Below are 14,080 nucleotides of genomic sequence, written 5' to 3'. Positions count from 1 at the left end.
CGATGGAATCGTGCCCGCCATCAGCATGGAACGCTGCCCGCGATCGCATGGAACGCCGCCCGCCATCGGCTGGAACAGCGCCCGCCATCAGCGTGGAATCGTGCCCGTCATCGGGTGGAATACGCATTCTGCGGGTTGGCGGGCGGCACGATGGTCGGGTCTTCGGCGCGACGGATGGCCGCCTGCAGCGCCGCCGCGAAATCGCGCGCGGTGGCGAAGCGGTCGTCGCGATTCTTCGCGAGCGCTCGCGCGACCACCTCGTCGATGGCCGGCGGCAGTCGCGCATTGAACAGGCTCGGCGCCGGCGGCTCGCTGCCGATGATCTGGTGGATGATGGAGAAGTCGTTGTCGCCGTCGAAGGGGCGCTTGTCGGTGAGCAACTGGTACAGCACCACGCCCGCCGAGAACAGGTCGGCGCGCGAATCGATCTTCTGCCCCTGCACCTGCTCCGGGGCCATGTACTTGAGCGTGCCCACCATCGTGCCCTGCGTGCGCGTCGCCTCGCCCGAGTCCTGGATGCGCGCGACGCCGAAGTCGGTGAGCTTCACGCGGCCGGCGGGCTCGATCATCAGGTTGGCCGGCTTGATGTCGCGATGCACGATGCCCTGCTTGTGCGCGTAGTCGAGCGCGGACAGCAGGTCGCGGACGATCTTCAGCGACTGCTCGAGCGTGTAGCGCACGCCGCGGTCGATGTGGAACTTCAGGTCATCGCCCTGCACGTACTCCATGACGAGAAAGGCGATGTCGCCGTCGCGGTCGGAGTCGTAGACGCTGACGATGTTGGGGTGCTGCAGGCGCGCCGCGGACCGGGCCTCGGTGCGGAAGCGGTGCTCGTACTCGGCCGCGGCTTCCTCGGACAGGTTCTCGACCTTGACGGTCTTGATCGCCACGCGACGCTCGAGGTTCGGATCGCGCGCCTCGTAGACCACGCCCATCGCGCCCTTGCCGAGCACGCGGATCAACTCGTAGCGGCCCAGTTTCTTCAGCGTCACGTGCGGCTATGGCCTCGAGGGGGGATGACGATTCATTCTAGCTTGCGCCCCCCGCCGCAACGACGTGGAGCGCCTCAATCCGGCGACGCCGCGCCCCGGCGGAAAGCCTCGTGCGCAAGCAGTTCGCGCAGCAGCGCGGCCAGGGCTTGCTCGGGTGCCATGCCCTGCCCGGCCCCGGCGCGGCCGCCGAACAGGTAGCGCAGCTTCGCGTCGTCGCTTGCGCCCGGATCCCTCAGAGGATTGCGCTTTGCATGCGCGGTGCTGCCCGGCCCGCCGTCGCGGGCCGGTGCGGGCGACCCCGGCCCGTTCGCGGCAGAAGCGTGCATGTCCAGCAGGCCGAGCGCCATCGCCCTCATCATGCGGCCGATGGTTTCGAGCTCGCCTTCGGTCAAGGCCGACACGCCTGCGGCATCCACGCCCAGGCCGCGCAGCAGGGGCGCGATGCCGGTCGCCGCGCCGAGCGTCGATGCATCGAGTGCGCCGCCGCCCGGACCGCCCGGCCCGAAAGTCGTCTCGAAGCCCCAGTCGCCGAACGGATCGTCGTCCGTACCGTCGGAGCGCAAGGCGCGCGCGTCGACGGCGCCGGAATGGCGCAGCGGCGCGATGCCGGAGTCGTCGCGTTCGAAGACGGACCAGGGGTCGTCGGCCCCATCGTGCGACGCGGCGACGGTCGCCTCTTCGGCGCCGGTCGAAAGCGGCTCGACCGCCCTCGCCTCGAGCCGGTACTCCGCAAGCTCGAGCGCCTCTCCGCGCGCCAGGATGCCGCGCGCGCCGGGCGGCAAATGGCCGGACGGCACGACCACGCCATTGACCGCCGACAGGACGTGAAAATGCAGTTCGCCGCCGAGGTTCCACACGCTCAGGTGGCGGCGCGAGACGTTGCGCAGCGGATCGGGCAGGCACACCCCGCAGTCGGCATCGCGGCCGAGGACGAGCGCGGGATCGCCGGGCCCGAGTCGCCGCACGACATCGAGGCCGGGGCCTGCGATGTGCAGCTGCAGGATCATCAGGCCTTCACGGCGAACGTCGCCAGCGGCGCGTCTTCGGCATTGCGGTCGCAGCCCAGTGCAATGACGCCGCTGCCCACCAGATAGCACTCCGTGCGCCTCAGCACCACCGGCTCGACCTGGTTGCCCATGTAGACCCAGGTCCCGAAGCTCGAGGCATCGGACAGCACGAAATGGCCGCCGCGCCATTCGACCGTGGCGTGGATGCGCGAGACCCGCGCGTCGTTGACGGGCAGGTCCGCCGTCAGGGAGCGGCCCAGCGTGATGCGTTCGCCGCGCGGCTGCAGCTCCACGGTCTGGCCGGCGACGGTGATCTCGAGCGCGTTGACGGAGGGCGGCCGGAACATCGACGCGCCCATGACGGTCGCCTCGGCCTCGCGCTCCGGCTGCCATTCGACGCGGAAGACTTCGGTGGCTTCGGCCTTCCCGCGCAGGAACATCGGGCCGATGCTGCGCATCATTTCGCGTTGCGCAGGCGGCACCGCGAGGTGAACGCGCTGCGTGGTGAGGATCTGGTCGGCCCCCGCGAGGTCCGCCAGGCGCGCCGCGGTGTTGACGGCATCGCCGTAGCAATCGCCCTCGATCTCCACGACCTCGCCGGACTCGATGCCCATCTGCATCTGCACGGGGTGGCCGCTGCCGCCGGGGACGATGGGCTTTTCGACGAGGCGCTGCTGGATCGCGACGCAGGCGGCCAGCGCATCCTGCTCTTCCTTGAACACGACGAAGAGCCCGTCGCCCAGCAGCTTGACCACGCGGCCGCGATGCTGCTCGAAAGTCCGCGAGAGCGCGGTGGTGATCTGGGTGACGAAGCGTCCCGCCGTCTCGTCGCCGAGGCGCTCGAAGATGCCGGTGCTGCCGACGAGATCGGCGAAGACGACGGTTGCCATTGCGGGCGATTTTGTCATGTTGAGGCGGCGGTCACCAAAAAGCGCTTAGGGTCGACCGGAAGTCCATGGCGAGCTCGATCCGTCGACTGATCGCTTGCCCATGCGGCGAGACGAAAGCGCCGCCCAAAAAAGCGAGAAGCCCGGCCTCCTTGCGGAGACCGGGCCTTTTTGTCGTTGGTCGGCGTGGCGGGATTCGAACTCGCGACCCCTTGCACCCCATGCAAGTGCGCTACCAGGCTGCGCTACACGCCGAAGCTCTCGATTATAGCCTGTGCCTAGTGCGTCGAGCTGAGCAGGTCCCGAATCTCGAACAGCTCGCGGCGCACGAACTGCAGCTTCTGCGACATCACGTCGGCATCGGCGGGCGGCGTGCTCTCCTCGAAATCGGCGAAGGTCGAATCGTCGACCTCGATCACTTCCACGCCTTCGAGCATCACCTCGCCCGCGCGGCGCTTGTCGCGCTCGACCTGCACGATCTCCTGCAGCTTGTTGCGCGCGCCGCTGATGGTGAAGCCCTGGTCGTAGAGCAGGTCGCGGATGCGCCGGATCATCAGCACCTCGTGGTGCTGGTAGTAGCGGCGGTTGCCGCGCCGCTTCATCGGCCGCAGCTGCGTGAACTCCTGCTCCCAATACCGTAGCACGTGGGGCTTGACGCCACACAGCTCGCTCACTTCACCGATGGTGAAGTAGCGCTTGGCCGGTATCGCCGGGAGGGGTTTCTCCATTGAAATCAATCTACTAGGAGAGGAATCTCCTAGGTTACTCTAACTGGAGGCGGCTGGAAAGAAACGCGCGCGAATTTCGCAGCGCGAGCGTTGCAGGTTCAGCTCAACCGAGCGTGGACGCGCCCGAGCCCGAGTTCCCCTGGATCTGTTCCTTGAGCTTGTGGCTGGCGTGGAACGTGACCACGCGGCGTGCATCGATGGGAATCGCTTCGCCCGTGCGCGGATTGCGGCCGGGCCGCGGGGCCTTGGTACGGATCTGGAAATTGCCGAAGCCGGAGATCTTCACGTCCTGGCCATCGACCAGGCTCGTCGCGATCAGGTCGAAGAACGCGTCGATCATGTCCTTCGACTCGCGCTTGTTCAGTCCGATCTGCTCGAACAGCAGTTCGGCGAGCTGCGCCTTGGTGAGCGCGGGCGTCTCGAGGCTCTCGACGGCAAACTCCATGAGGTCTTCGTTCTTCATCGTCGTCGTCAGGTCCATCTCCGTCTACCTCTCAACCTCTCAGCCCCTCAGCCGCCCACCGAGATCCCGAGCGATGCGATCGACCACTGCCGCGACGGCCGCATCGATCTGCGCATCGGTCAGTGTGGCTTCGGCGCTCGCGAGCGTCAAGCGCACCGCGAGGCTTTTCTCGCTGTCCGCAAGCGCCGCGCTCGATTGCTTCGGTTTGTAGACGTCGAACAACAACGCATCGCGCAGCAAGCCGCCGGTGTCGGCGCCGCGCACCGCATTCATGAGCGCGCCGTGCGTGACCTTGTCGTCGACGATCACCGCGAGGTCGCGCACCGCCGGCTGGAATTTCGGCACGGCTTCGAACGCGGGCACCTTGCGCGCGACGACCGCCTCGAGATCGAGCTCGAAGAGCATCGGCGCATGCGGCAGTTCCCAGGCCTGCCGCCAGCGCGGATGCAGTTCGCCGAGCATGCCGATCGGCCGGCCGTCCACGCGCACGACCGCGCAGCGGCCGGGATGCATCGCCGGATGCGACGCGGGCGCGAACTCGGCCTTCAGCGGCGACAGCAGCGCCTCGACGTCGCCCTTCATGTCGTAAAAATCGGCGCCCGCCGATTTGCGGCCCCACTGCAGGCCGTCAGGCTCGCCGTACGCGAGGCCGCCGACGTGCATCGGCTGCCTCACGCCGCGCACGGTCGTGTCGGTGGTCGCGACGCCATCGTCGCGCTCGAACACACGGCCGACCTCGAACACGCGCACGCGCTCGGCGCGGTGGTCGAGGTTGAATTTCAGCACCTGCAGCAGCGAGCCGATCAGCGACGAACGCATCACGCTCATCTGGCTCGCGATGGGGTTGAGCAACCTGATCGGGTTGGCGTTGCCGGCGAGGTCGCGCTCCCAGCTTTCCTCGACGAAGCTGAAGTTGATCGTCTCCTGGTAGCCCAGGGACGCGAGCAGGCGCCGCACCGCGAACCGGCTGCGGCGCGATTCCGGCGGAATGCGCGCGGTGATCGGCGCGAGCGGCGGCGTGGTCGGCAGGTTGTTGTAGCCGACGATGCGCGTCACCTCCTCGATCAGGTCCTCCTCGATCGTGAGGTCGAAGCGATACGGCGGCGGCGTGACGGTGATCGTGCCCTCGCTCGCCTGCGCGTCCAGGCCGAGACGCTTGAAAGCTTCGAGGCACTGGGCCTGCGTGATCGGCATGCCGATCACCTTGCTCGCGCGCGCCACGCGCAGCGTGACCGGCTTGCGCCCGGGCAGCTTCGCGACCTGGTCGTCCATCGGCCCGGCTTCGCCGCCGCAGATGTCGATGACGAGGCGCGTGACGTGCTCGATGTGCTCGACCGTCAGGCTCGGATCGACGCCGCGCTCGAAGCGGTGGCCCGCGTCCGTGGAGAAGTTGAAGCGGCGCGAACGGCCCTGCACCGCCTCGGGCCACCAGAACGCGGCTTCGACGTAGACGTTCTTCGTGTCGTCGGACACGGCCGTCGAATCGCCGCCCATGATGCCGGCGAGCGACTCGACCTCGCGGTCGTCGGCGATCACGCCGACCTTCTCGTCCACTTCGATCGTGTTGCCGTTCAGCAGCTTGAGCGTCTCGCCCGCGCGGCCCCAGCGAACGTCGAGCGCGCCATGGATCTTGTCCAGGTCGAAGACGTGCGACGGCCGGCCGAACTCGAACATCACGTAGTTGGAGATGTCGACGAGCGCGGTGACGCTGCGCTGGCCGCAGCGCGCGAGGCGGTCGACCATCCACTGCGGCGTTTTCGCCTTCGTATTCACGTTGCGCACGATGCGCCCGGAGAAGCGGCCGCAGAGATCCGGCGCGCTCACCTTCACCGCGAGCTTCGCGTCGTGCGTCGGCTTCACCGGCTCGAAGGCCGGGGCTTTCAAAGGGGCGCCCGTAAGGGCCGCGAGTTCGCGCGCCACGCCGTAGACCGACAGCGCATGCGCGAGGTTCGGCGTGAGCTTCAGCGTGAAGACGTGATCGTCGAGGTTCAGCACCTCGCGGATGTCGGCGCCGATCTTCGCGTCGGCATCCAGCTCGAGCAGGCCGCCGTGGTCATCGCTCAGCTTCAGCTCGCGCGCGGAGCAGAGCATGCCCTGGCTTTCGACGCCGCGCAGCTTGCCGAGCTTGATCGCGAAGGGCTTGCCGTCGTCGCCGGGGGGCAGCGCCGCGCCCACGAGCGCCGTGGGCACGCGAATACCCACGCGTGCGTTCGGCGCGCCGCACACGATGTTGAGCAGCGCGCCCTGCCCCACGTCGACCTGGCACACGCGCAGGCGGTCGGCGTTGGGGTGCTGCACCGCTTCCTTGATCTCGCCGACGACGACCTTCGAAAACGGCGGCGCGACGGGGCGAAGCTCCTCGACCTCGAGACCGCCCATCGTGAGCGTGTCGGCGATCTGTTGCGTGGTGAGCGGTGGGTTGCAGAACTCGCGCAACCAGGACTCGGGGAATTGCATGTCTTTGTCTCTGGGAGCGATCAGCGGAATTGACGGAGGAAGCGGATATCGCCGTCGAAAAAGAGGCGAAGATCGTTCACGCCGTAGCGCAGCATTGTCAGCCGGTCCGGACCCATGCCGAAGGCGAAGCCGATGTACTTCTCGGGGTCGAGCCCCATGTTGCGCACCACGGTCGGATGCACCTGGCCGGAACCGGCGACTTCGAGCCAGCGGCCCGCCAGAGGTCCGTGCTGGAACTGGATGTCGATCTCGGCGCTGGGCTCCGTGAACGGGAAGAAGCTCGGTCGGAAGCGCAGCGCGAGGTCGTCGCTCTCGAAGAACGTGCGGCAGAAGTCGGTGAAGACGACCTTCAGGTCCTTGAAGCTCACGTTCTCGCCGAGCCACAGGCCTTCGCACTGGTGGAACATCGGCGAATGCGTGGCGTCGCTGTCGACGCGGTAGGTGCGGCCGGGGGCGATGACGCGGATTTCCGGCATCGATTCCAGACCCGCATATTTCTTGATATGCGCGTGCGCATACCGCACCTGCATGGGGCTCGTGTGCGGCCGCAGGTTGTAGTGGATGCCGTCGTCGCCCTGCATGTCGACGTAGAACGTGTCCTGCATCGAGCGCGCGGGGTGGTTCGGCGGATTGTTCAGCGACGTGAAGCTGTGCCAGTCGCTCTCGATCTCGGGGCCGTCCGCGACGTCGAAGCCCATCGACGCGAAGATCCGTTCGATGCGCTCCATGGTGAGCATCACGGGGTGCAGCCCGCCCGGCTCGCGCACGCGGCCCGGCAGCGACACGTCGAGCGCCTCGGCGTGCAGCTGCGCCTCGAGCTCGGCATCGGCCAGGGCCTGCCGGCGTGCGCTCAGCGCCGCCTCGATCGCCTGCTTCGCCTGGTTGATGGCGGCGCCGCGGGACTTCTTCTCTTCCACCGAAAGCGCGGCCATGCCCTTCATCAGCTCGGTGATGCGGCCAGCCTTGCCGGTGTACTGCGCCTTCGCGTTCTCGAGCTCCGCGGGCGTGGCCGCCTTCGCGAAGGATTCACGCGCGCTGTCGACGATCGTATCGAGGTCTGTCATGCGAAAAGAAAAAAGGGCCGCGGCGGCGAAGCCTCGGCCCTGAACTTGATTGTGTTGCTGTCGGATGCGGACCGCTTTCACGGCCCGCATCATCGCGAACTCAAGCAGCCAGCTTGGCCTTGACTTGCTCCACGATGCCGGTGAACGCCGCAGGATCGTGATAGGCGATGTCGGCAAGGACCTTGCGGTCGATGTCGATACCGGCCTTGCGGATACCGTTGGCGAACTGGCTGTAGGTCAGGCCGTTGGCACGGGCTGCCGCGTTGATACGCGCGATCCACAGTTGGCGGAACACGCGCTTCTTGGCGCGGCGGTCGCGGTACGCATACTGGCCCGCCTTCATCACCGCCTGCTTGGCGATGCGGAAGACGTTGCCGCGGCGGCCGCGGAAACCCTTGGCGAGGGCGAGGACCTTCTTGTGACGGGCGCGTGCCGTTACACCACGTTTGACGCGAGGCATTGTGTGTTCTCCTTCTTCGTCTTAGAGGCCGGCAAAGGGCAGCATCTGCGCCATGTGACCCATGTTGGTCTCATGCACAGCGACCGCACCGCGCAGGTGGCGCTTGTTCTTGGTGGACTTCTTCGTCAGGATGTGACGCTTGAAGGCCTGTCCGCGCTTGACCGTCCCGCCGGGACGAACGCGGAAGCGCTTCTTGGCTCCGCTCTTGGTCTTCATCTTGGGCATGTGAATGCTCCTTCTTTTATGTGCTCGTGAGGCGTCACGAAGAAATCTTCGTGCCTTGATGGCCCCGAGCCACTGGGTGCGTGGCGAGTTTCGAATTCGCCACTTGTTCACCAGCGGCGACCAACCGCTGGATCACGAACCTGCTTACGCCGTGGTCGGCGTGGTCGTCGCGTCCGCCGGTTTCGCGGGCGCGATCTTCTTCTTGCCCGGCGCGATCATCATGATCATCTGCCGGCCTTCCAGCTTGGGGAACTGCTCCACCACGATGGTGTCCGCCAGGTCGTCGCGCAGGCGCTGCAGCAGCGCCATGCCGATTTCCTGGTGCGTGATCTCGCGCCCCCGGAAGCGCAGCGTGATCTTGCACTTGTCGCCCTCCGCCAGGAACCTGCGGATGTTGCGCAACTTGATGTTGTAGTCGCCGTCATCCGTTCCGGGGCGGAACTTCACTTCCTTGATCTCGATGACCGTCTGCTTGGCCTTCGCTTCCGCCGCTTTCTTCTGCTCCTGGTACTTGAACTTTCCGTAGTCCATCAGGCGGCAGACAGGGGGCTGTGCCGTCGGCGCGATCTCCACGAGATCGACGTCGTGCTCACCCGCCATACGCAAAGCATCCTGCAGGCTCACGATGCCCAGGGGCTCGTTGTTCGGCCCGGAGAGCCGGACTTCCGGGGCCATGATTTCCCGGTTGAGGCGGTGCTTGCGTTCCTCGCGGTGGCGGCGGTCGCGAAATTCTGTAGCGATGGTCGATATCCTTGTGTACGTTCAAATTTTCCCGGCGATGTCGGAAGCGATCTTCTGGGAGAACGCTTCGAGGGACATGACACCGAGGTCCTGGTTGCCACGGGCGCGAACGGCGACCGTACCCGCCGCCTTCTCTTTTTCGCCCACGACGAGGAGAAAAGGAGGCTTCTGCAACGAATGTTCGCGTATTTTATACGTGATTTTCTCGTTACGCAGATCGAGGTCGACCCTAAGCCCTTGATTTTGCAGAGCTTTGGCAACATCCGAAGCGTAATCCTGCTGTGCGCCGGTGATGTTCATCACCACTGCCTGCACCGGAGCGAGCCACGCCGGCAGTGCGCCGGCATGGTTTTCGATGAGCATGCCGATGAAGCGCTCGAGGCTGCCCACGATGGCGCGGTGGAGCATGACGGGGTGCGCCCGGCCGCTCGTTTCCGTCACGTACTCCGCGCCCAGTCGCTCCGCCGTGTTGAAGTCGACCTGCATCGTGCCGCACTGCCACTGGCGGCCCAGCGCGTCCTTCAGCGTGTATTCGATCTTCGGGCCGTAGAACGCGCCGTCGCCGGGCGACACGATGAAGTCGACGCCGGAGCGGCGCAGCGCCTCCATGACGGCATGCTCGGCCTTGTCCCACAGCTCATCCGAGCCGACGCGATTCTCCGGCCGCGTCGCGACCTTGTAGAGGATGTCGTGGAAGCCGAAGTCCTTGTAGACCTGCTGCAGCTTCGCCGTGTACGCCACGCATTCATCCAGGATCTGGTCCTCGGTGACGAAGGCGTGGCCGTCGTCCTGCGTGAAGCCGCGCACGCGCATGATGCCGTGCAGCGCGCCCGAGGGCTCGTTGCGGTGGCACTGGCCGAATTCGCCGTAGCGCAGCGGCAGCTCGCGGTAGCTGCGCAGTTGCGACTTGAAGATCAGCACGTGGCCCGGGCAGTTCATCGGCTTGAGCGCGTAGTCGCGCTTCTCCGACTCCGTCGTGAACATGTTCTCGCGGTAGTTCTGCCAGTGGCCCGTCTTTTCCCAGAGGCTGCGGTCGAGGATCTGCGGGCCCTTCACTTCCTGGTAGCCCGTGTCCTTGTAGACCTGGCGCATGTACTGCTCGACCTGCTGCCAGATCGCCCAGCCCTTGGGATGCCAGAACACGACGCCGGGCGCGACGTCGTCGACGTGGAACAGGTCGAGCTCGCGGCCGAGCTTGCGGTGGTCGCGTTTCTCGGCTTCCTCCAGCATCGTGAGGTACTGCTGGAGCTCGTCCTTCGTCGCCCAGGCCGTGCCGTAGACGCGTTGCAGCATCTCGTTCTTGCTGTCGCCGCGCCAGTACGCGCCCGCGACCTTCATGAGCTTGAAGAACTTGAGTTTGCCCGTGCTCGGGACGTGGGGGCCGCGGCAGAGGTCTTCGAAGCCGCCCTCGGCGTAGAGGGACACGTCTTCGCCGGCCGGAATGCTGCCGATGATCTCGGCCTTGTATTTCTCCCCCTGCGCGAGGAAGTGCTGCACCGCCTCGTCGCGCGGCAGCACGCGCCGCGTGACGGGCTCGTCCTTCGCGGCCAGTTCGCCCATGCGCTTCTCGATGGCCTGCAGGTCCTCGGGCGTGAAAGGCCGCTTGTACGCGAAGTCGTAGTAGAAGCCGTTCTCGATCACCGGCCCGATGGTGACCTGCGCGTCGGGGAAGAGCTGCTTGACCGCATAGGCCAGAAGGTGCGCCGTCGAGTGGCGGATGACGTCCAGCCCCTCGGGGTCCTTGGCCGTGACGATGGCGACCTTCGCGTTGCGGTCGATGGTGAATGCCGTGTCGACCACCTTGCCGTCGACCTTGCCGGCGAGCGCGGCCTTGGCGAGGCCGGCGCCGATGGAGGCCGCGACCTCGCCGACCGTGACCGGGCCGGGGTATTCGCGCTGGGAACCGTCGGGGAGCGTGACTTGGATCATGTTCGTTTCGAGCTTCGAGAAAACAAAAAGGCGCGGTCGTGAGCCGCGCCTTTCGTCTGCTGGAACCGGGGTTGTTTCAGTGTGCGCGACTTCGCGACCTCAGGGGGTCGTGAACCTTTCGGTCGTAGTTCGCGGTGTCATAACCGGGGTGCCTTTCTCGCTCTTGCTGTGCGGGGAGATCGCTTGATTCTACCGCGACGCTGCGATGGAGACGTCCGTCTGAGTCGAGTTGCCCGTTTCACGGCCGAGAATTCCAAGAGTGGCCGTGCTCACGGCAAACGTCACTGCCCCGAGGTACCGGATGAACATCGATCGCGCATCTCTGCCGATTTCCCTTGCCGCGCGACCTTTCCCTGCTTGCACGCCGAGCATCGTCCATGGCTCATCGGGCGGCGGCCTTTCGTCGGCAATCAACTCGTTCCTGCGAACCTTCGTGAGAATCCTGGGTCCCGTTGCCGCGCTTCAGCAGGGCGTCGAGGCCGCCCACGCCCCGGACAAGCTTCCGTTCGGCCCGTGCCCCAACGAATTCGGTCCCACGAGTCGCGTTGCCCAAGGCCTGGCGGAGGATGGTTTCGACCACGTCCTCGTCGGGACGCAGCATGCGCGCGGAACCCAGGCCGTGAGAGACATCGCCGATGTCGTGTGGGGCTCTACGAACATCACCTGGATGCCGGCCGCGTCATCGCCACCATCGAGCGGCCGCGGTCCGACGTGATCGTCGTCGCATCGCCGCGAGGACTGCGTCCCCTGCTTCATGCGAAAAGCGAAATCGGCGCAGCCGTCGCGATCGCATGCGGGGACCGGCCAGATTGCCCACGGCCTCGCGAAGACCTGTGAACGGGCGGCGCAGTCCTCTGCCTAGACAGCCTTCAGGAATCCCGTGCCGCCGCACTTCTCGCACGGCGCGATGATGGTCTGCTTCTCGACCTCGAAGTTCTCGTTGATGTTCTCGCTGTCGAAGCGCAGTTCTCCCGTGCCGCCGCAGTCCGGGCACTTCGCCTGGTTGAGCTGGGATGCGTCGAAGACGCCAGTCTTCTCGTTGTCAGCGGCCATGAGACCCCCGGGGTGTGACAGGCGCACTTTACGAGCGTGCCTGCGCGTTGGCAAGGCTGAAGTCGTGGACTACAGCTCGCGGTCCGTGCCAAGGTCGGGCCGATGGCCCGAATCCAACGGGGCGCATCCCGCAATCCCGGCGCAGTAGAGCCGCACCTGCGGGTGAGCCGCAGCGAACTGCTGGAGCACGGGCAGCGCCGATGCGGGCGCCAGCACGCTCACCAGGATGCCGTCGCCACCGGCGGCGGCGTCATCGACGTGCCAGGGAATCTCCATGACGGCAAGGCCTTCGTCGTTGTAGTGCTCGCGAAAGCGCTCGGCCGTCATCTCGCGCGTCCACAACTCGCTTTGCGCCACGAAGATCGTCCGCACGCCGAGATCCTCGGCGAGCTCCATGCCGTCGAGGCCGCCCGTCCCGGCCGCGCGGGACACGGCCTCCGCGCGTGCGGCCCACGGCATCGCGAATCCCCGCTCGCGCAGCCAGGCGCCAACGGCGTGGACCAGGTCGACGCTGGCGACGGCGAAGGGTTCGGTGCCGGTGAGGAATCGGCGCATGTCGGCGCGCTTCGGCTCCGCGAAATTCATGAACTTCGGCGTGACCTTGTGAAGGGCCATTGCGCCTTGGAAGCGCCGCGCGTCGTCGTCGCCAAGCGGCGGCTGCGCGGAAGCGAAGCTGGCGAGAAACTCGGCGATCACGCCCTCTCGGTACTCGCGCGCGGCAATCTTTTTTTCGGTCTGCGAATCGGGGACCGCGCCCCATCCCTTGTACAGGGCGACCTCCGGCGGACCCGCGGGGCGCCGGGAGGCATCGAGCCCGCCGCGCACCGCCTCGGTAACGAGCGCGAGGTCGCGCGAGCGCGTGGGCGCGGTCCCGACGAGCACGCGAGCGACCCCGGCCTCCGAACGCAGGCGGCGAACGAGCTCGCGATAGAGCTTGGGAAAGCCCGCCGGCTGCGGACAACCATCGAGGCCCTTGCAGAACACCGTGACGCGGCCGGGGTGCTTGGCGGCGAAGGCCTGCACGCTGGCGAGCATCGATTCGGGCGCAATGAAGCTCACGTTCAATCCATCCCGCAACGGGACTTCGTACATGACAAAGCCGTGCTCGTTGAAATGGCCGGCGATCCGCTCGCGTTGGCAGAAGGGATTCGCCAGGAATTCCGAATGCATGAGCGCGACATCGTCCGGCGAAGCGCCGTGGCCGCGGGCGAATCCGGCGTACATGTCGCCCTGCGAAGTCGCGTTGAACACCTTGGATTGGTAGGCCTGGGGCGTCGGGTTGAAACTCGTCGTGTTCCAGGGGTAGTAGTTCACCCGTTGGTTGGCGCGGTGACCCAGGGAATGGGACGAGCCGCCGCTGAAGATGCGGATGGATGCGGGGTTCTCGCGCGTGCGGTCGAGAAACCGGCGCAGGTCGAAGAGCGGATCGACGAAGCGCAGCATGCGCGGAACGACCCGACCGCTGCGCATCGCCTCCCTGAACAGGTGGACGGCTCGCGTTTCGGGCCGCGGGACGTGCATGTCGCCGAGGATGTTGCGCAGCACGAAATCGGTGGCGGCGGGGCGCCGCGCCAGATCCGCCAGCACGGCGTCGCTCACCGAAAAGTACCGGGCCATGCGTGGATAGTTGTGTCCCACCTCGCGGTCGAAGACGATGCGCGGCGCCTGTTCGCGCGCGCGCCACTCACCGGCTTCGGGGGCGTACTTCTCGAGCGTCGCGTCGGCCGCGGCGATCAACTCGGCAATCGACTCCAGGTTGGCCGGCGCATGGTTATGAAGTTCGGAGAACCAGAAGTTCCGCATCCCGCCCCGATACGAAATTTCGAAGCCTTCGCGGAACAGGGCGGCATGCGATGCCGGCGCGTCGCGGGCCTGCGCGGCGACCGCCTGGCCGGGGATCGCGTCCAGCGCGAATCGGAGCGCAGGCGAAGGCCCGGTCCGCGCACTGCCGCCTGCGGCGGCCGTGTGCGATGACGGAACTGCGGACGGACCCGCGGCCGAAGTCGAGTGCTGGTGGAGGGGACTGACTCTGGGGATGATGGTATCCGGGGGCATGCGGGACATTCTGGAAGTC

General features: G+C 66.6%; 14 protein-coding genes and 1 tRNA gene. 1 reads left to right on the top strand and 14 read right to left on the bottom strand.

All coding sequences use genetic code 11. The features are described 5' to 3' along the window. Positions 1–107 precede the first annotated feature (107 nt). The 12 genes from AB7E83_RS18965 to thrS all read right to left on the bottom strand — a co-directional run bounded on the left by AB7E83_RS18965 (position 108) and on the right by thrS (position 10,953). Positions 108–992: a serine/threonine-protein kinase gene (locus tag AB7E83_RS18965; protein WP_428572249.1), complete on the bottom strand. Its 885-nt coding sequence runs from the start codon at positions 990–992 to the stop codon at positions 108–110. A gap of 74 nt (positions 993–1,066) precedes the next feature. Continuing rightward, positions 1,067–1,999, bottom strand: coding sequence for a hypothetical protein (locus AB7E83_RS18960; protein WP_428572247.1), 933 nt, complete (start codon positions 1,997–1,999; stop codon positions 1,067–1,069). Further along, positions 1,999–2,889: an adenylate/guanylate cyclase domain-containing protein gene (locus tag AB7E83_RS18955; protein ID WP_428572245.1), complete on the bottom strand. Its 891-nt coding sequence runs from the start codon at positions 2,887–2,889 to the stop codon at positions 1,999–2,001. Before AB7E83_RS18955 ends, AB7E83_RS18960 begins: the two co-directional genes overlap by 1 nt. A 175-nt stretch (positions 2,890–3,064) precedes the next feature. Beyond that, positions 3,065–3,141 (bottom strand) — tRNA-Pro (locus tag AB7E83_RS18950). A gap of 23 nt (positions 3,142–3,164) precedes the next feature. Next, a complete protein-coding gene (locus tag AB7E83_RS18945; RefSeq protein ID WP_428572243.1) occupies positions 3,165–3,614 on the bottom strand; it encodes a MerR family transcriptional regulator in 450 nt (149 codons plus the stop codon). A 103-nt stretch (positions 3,615–3,717) separates the two neighbouring features. After that, positions 3,718–4,059, bottom strand: a complete 342-nt coding sequence (locus tag AB7E83_RS18940) for an integration host factor subunit alpha (protein ID WP_428572254.1) — start codon at positions 4,057–4,059, stop codon at positions 3,718–3,720. A gap of 57 nt (positions 4,060–4,116) precedes the next feature. Continuing rightward, entirely contained in the window at positions 4,117–6,534 is a 2,418-nt protein-coding gene (gene pheT / locus AB7E83_RS18935) for a phenylalanine--tRNA ligase subunit beta (protein WP_428572241.1), read from the bottom strand. Positions 6,535–6,554: 20 nt separating this feature from the next. Then, the gene (gene pheS, locus AB7E83_RS18930; RefSeq protein ID WP_428572239.1) at positions 6,555–7,598 is read right to left on the bottom strand and encodes a phenylalanine--tRNA ligase subunit alpha; all 1,044 of its coding nucleotides are present in this window, start codon (positions 7,596–7,598) and stop codon (positions 6,555–6,557) included. Positions 7,599–7,698: 100 nt separating this feature from the next. Next, positions 7,699–8,058: a 50S ribosomal protein L20 gene (gene rplT / locus AB7E83_RS18925; protein WP_428572236.1), complete on the bottom strand. Its 360-nt coding sequence runs from the start codon at positions 8,056–8,058 to the stop codon at positions 7,699–7,701. 21 nt (positions 8,059–8,079) lie between these two features. After that, positions 8,080–8,283, bottom strand: coding sequence for a large ribosomal subunit protein bL35 (rpmI, locus tag AB7E83_RS18920; protein WP_428572235.1), 204 nt, complete (start codon positions 8,281–8,283; stop codon positions 8,080–8,082). Positions 8,284–8,427: 144 nt separating this feature from the next. After that, entirely contained in the window at positions 8,428–9,033 is a 606-nt protein-coding gene (gene infC / locus AB7E83_RS18915) for a translation initiation factor IF-3 (RefSeq protein ID WP_428572252.1), read from the bottom strand. Between the two features lie 12 nt (positions 9,034–9,045). After that, entirely contained in the window at positions 9,046–10,953 is a 1,908-nt protein-coding gene (gene thrS / locus AB7E83_RS18910; RefSeq protein WP_428572234.1) for a threonine--tRNA ligase, read from the bottom strand. A gap of 301 nt (positions 10,954–11,254) precedes the next feature. On the opposite strand from thrS, the gene AB7E83_RS18905 reads away from it, so the two are divergent. Further along, positions 11,255–11,668: a hypothetical protein gene (locus AB7E83_RS18905; RefSeq protein ID WP_428572232.1), complete on the top strand. Its 414-nt coding sequence runs from the start codon at positions 11,255–11,257 to the stop codon at positions 11,666–11,668. Positions 11,669–11,811: 143 nt separating this feature from the next. On the opposite strand, the gene AB7E83_RS18900 is transcribed toward AB7E83_RS18905, so the two are convergent. Next, on the bottom strand, positions 11,812–12,006 hold the full coding sequence (locus tag AB7E83_RS18900) for a hypothetical protein (RefSeq protein ID WP_428572230.1): 195 nt from the start codon (positions 12,004–12,006) through the stop codon (positions 11,812–11,814). Positions 12,007–12,075: 69 nt separating this feature from the next. Beyond that, complete coding sequence (locus AB7E83_RS18895) at positions 12,076–14,061, bottom strand: hypothetical protein (protein ID WP_428572228.1); 1,986 nt, start codon at positions 14,059–14,061, stop codon at positions 12,076–12,078. Positions 14,062–14,080: the final 19 nt, after the last annotated feature.

The sequence above is a fragment of the Ramlibacter sp. genome (genome assembly GCF_050250995.1).
Taxonomy (GTDB): Bacteria; Pseudomonadota; Gammaproteobacteria; order Burkholderiales; family Burkholderiaceae_C; genus Ramlibacter.
Note: the sequence above shows the minus strand (reverse complement) of the source record. Positions and strands in the feature narration are given on the sequence as shown.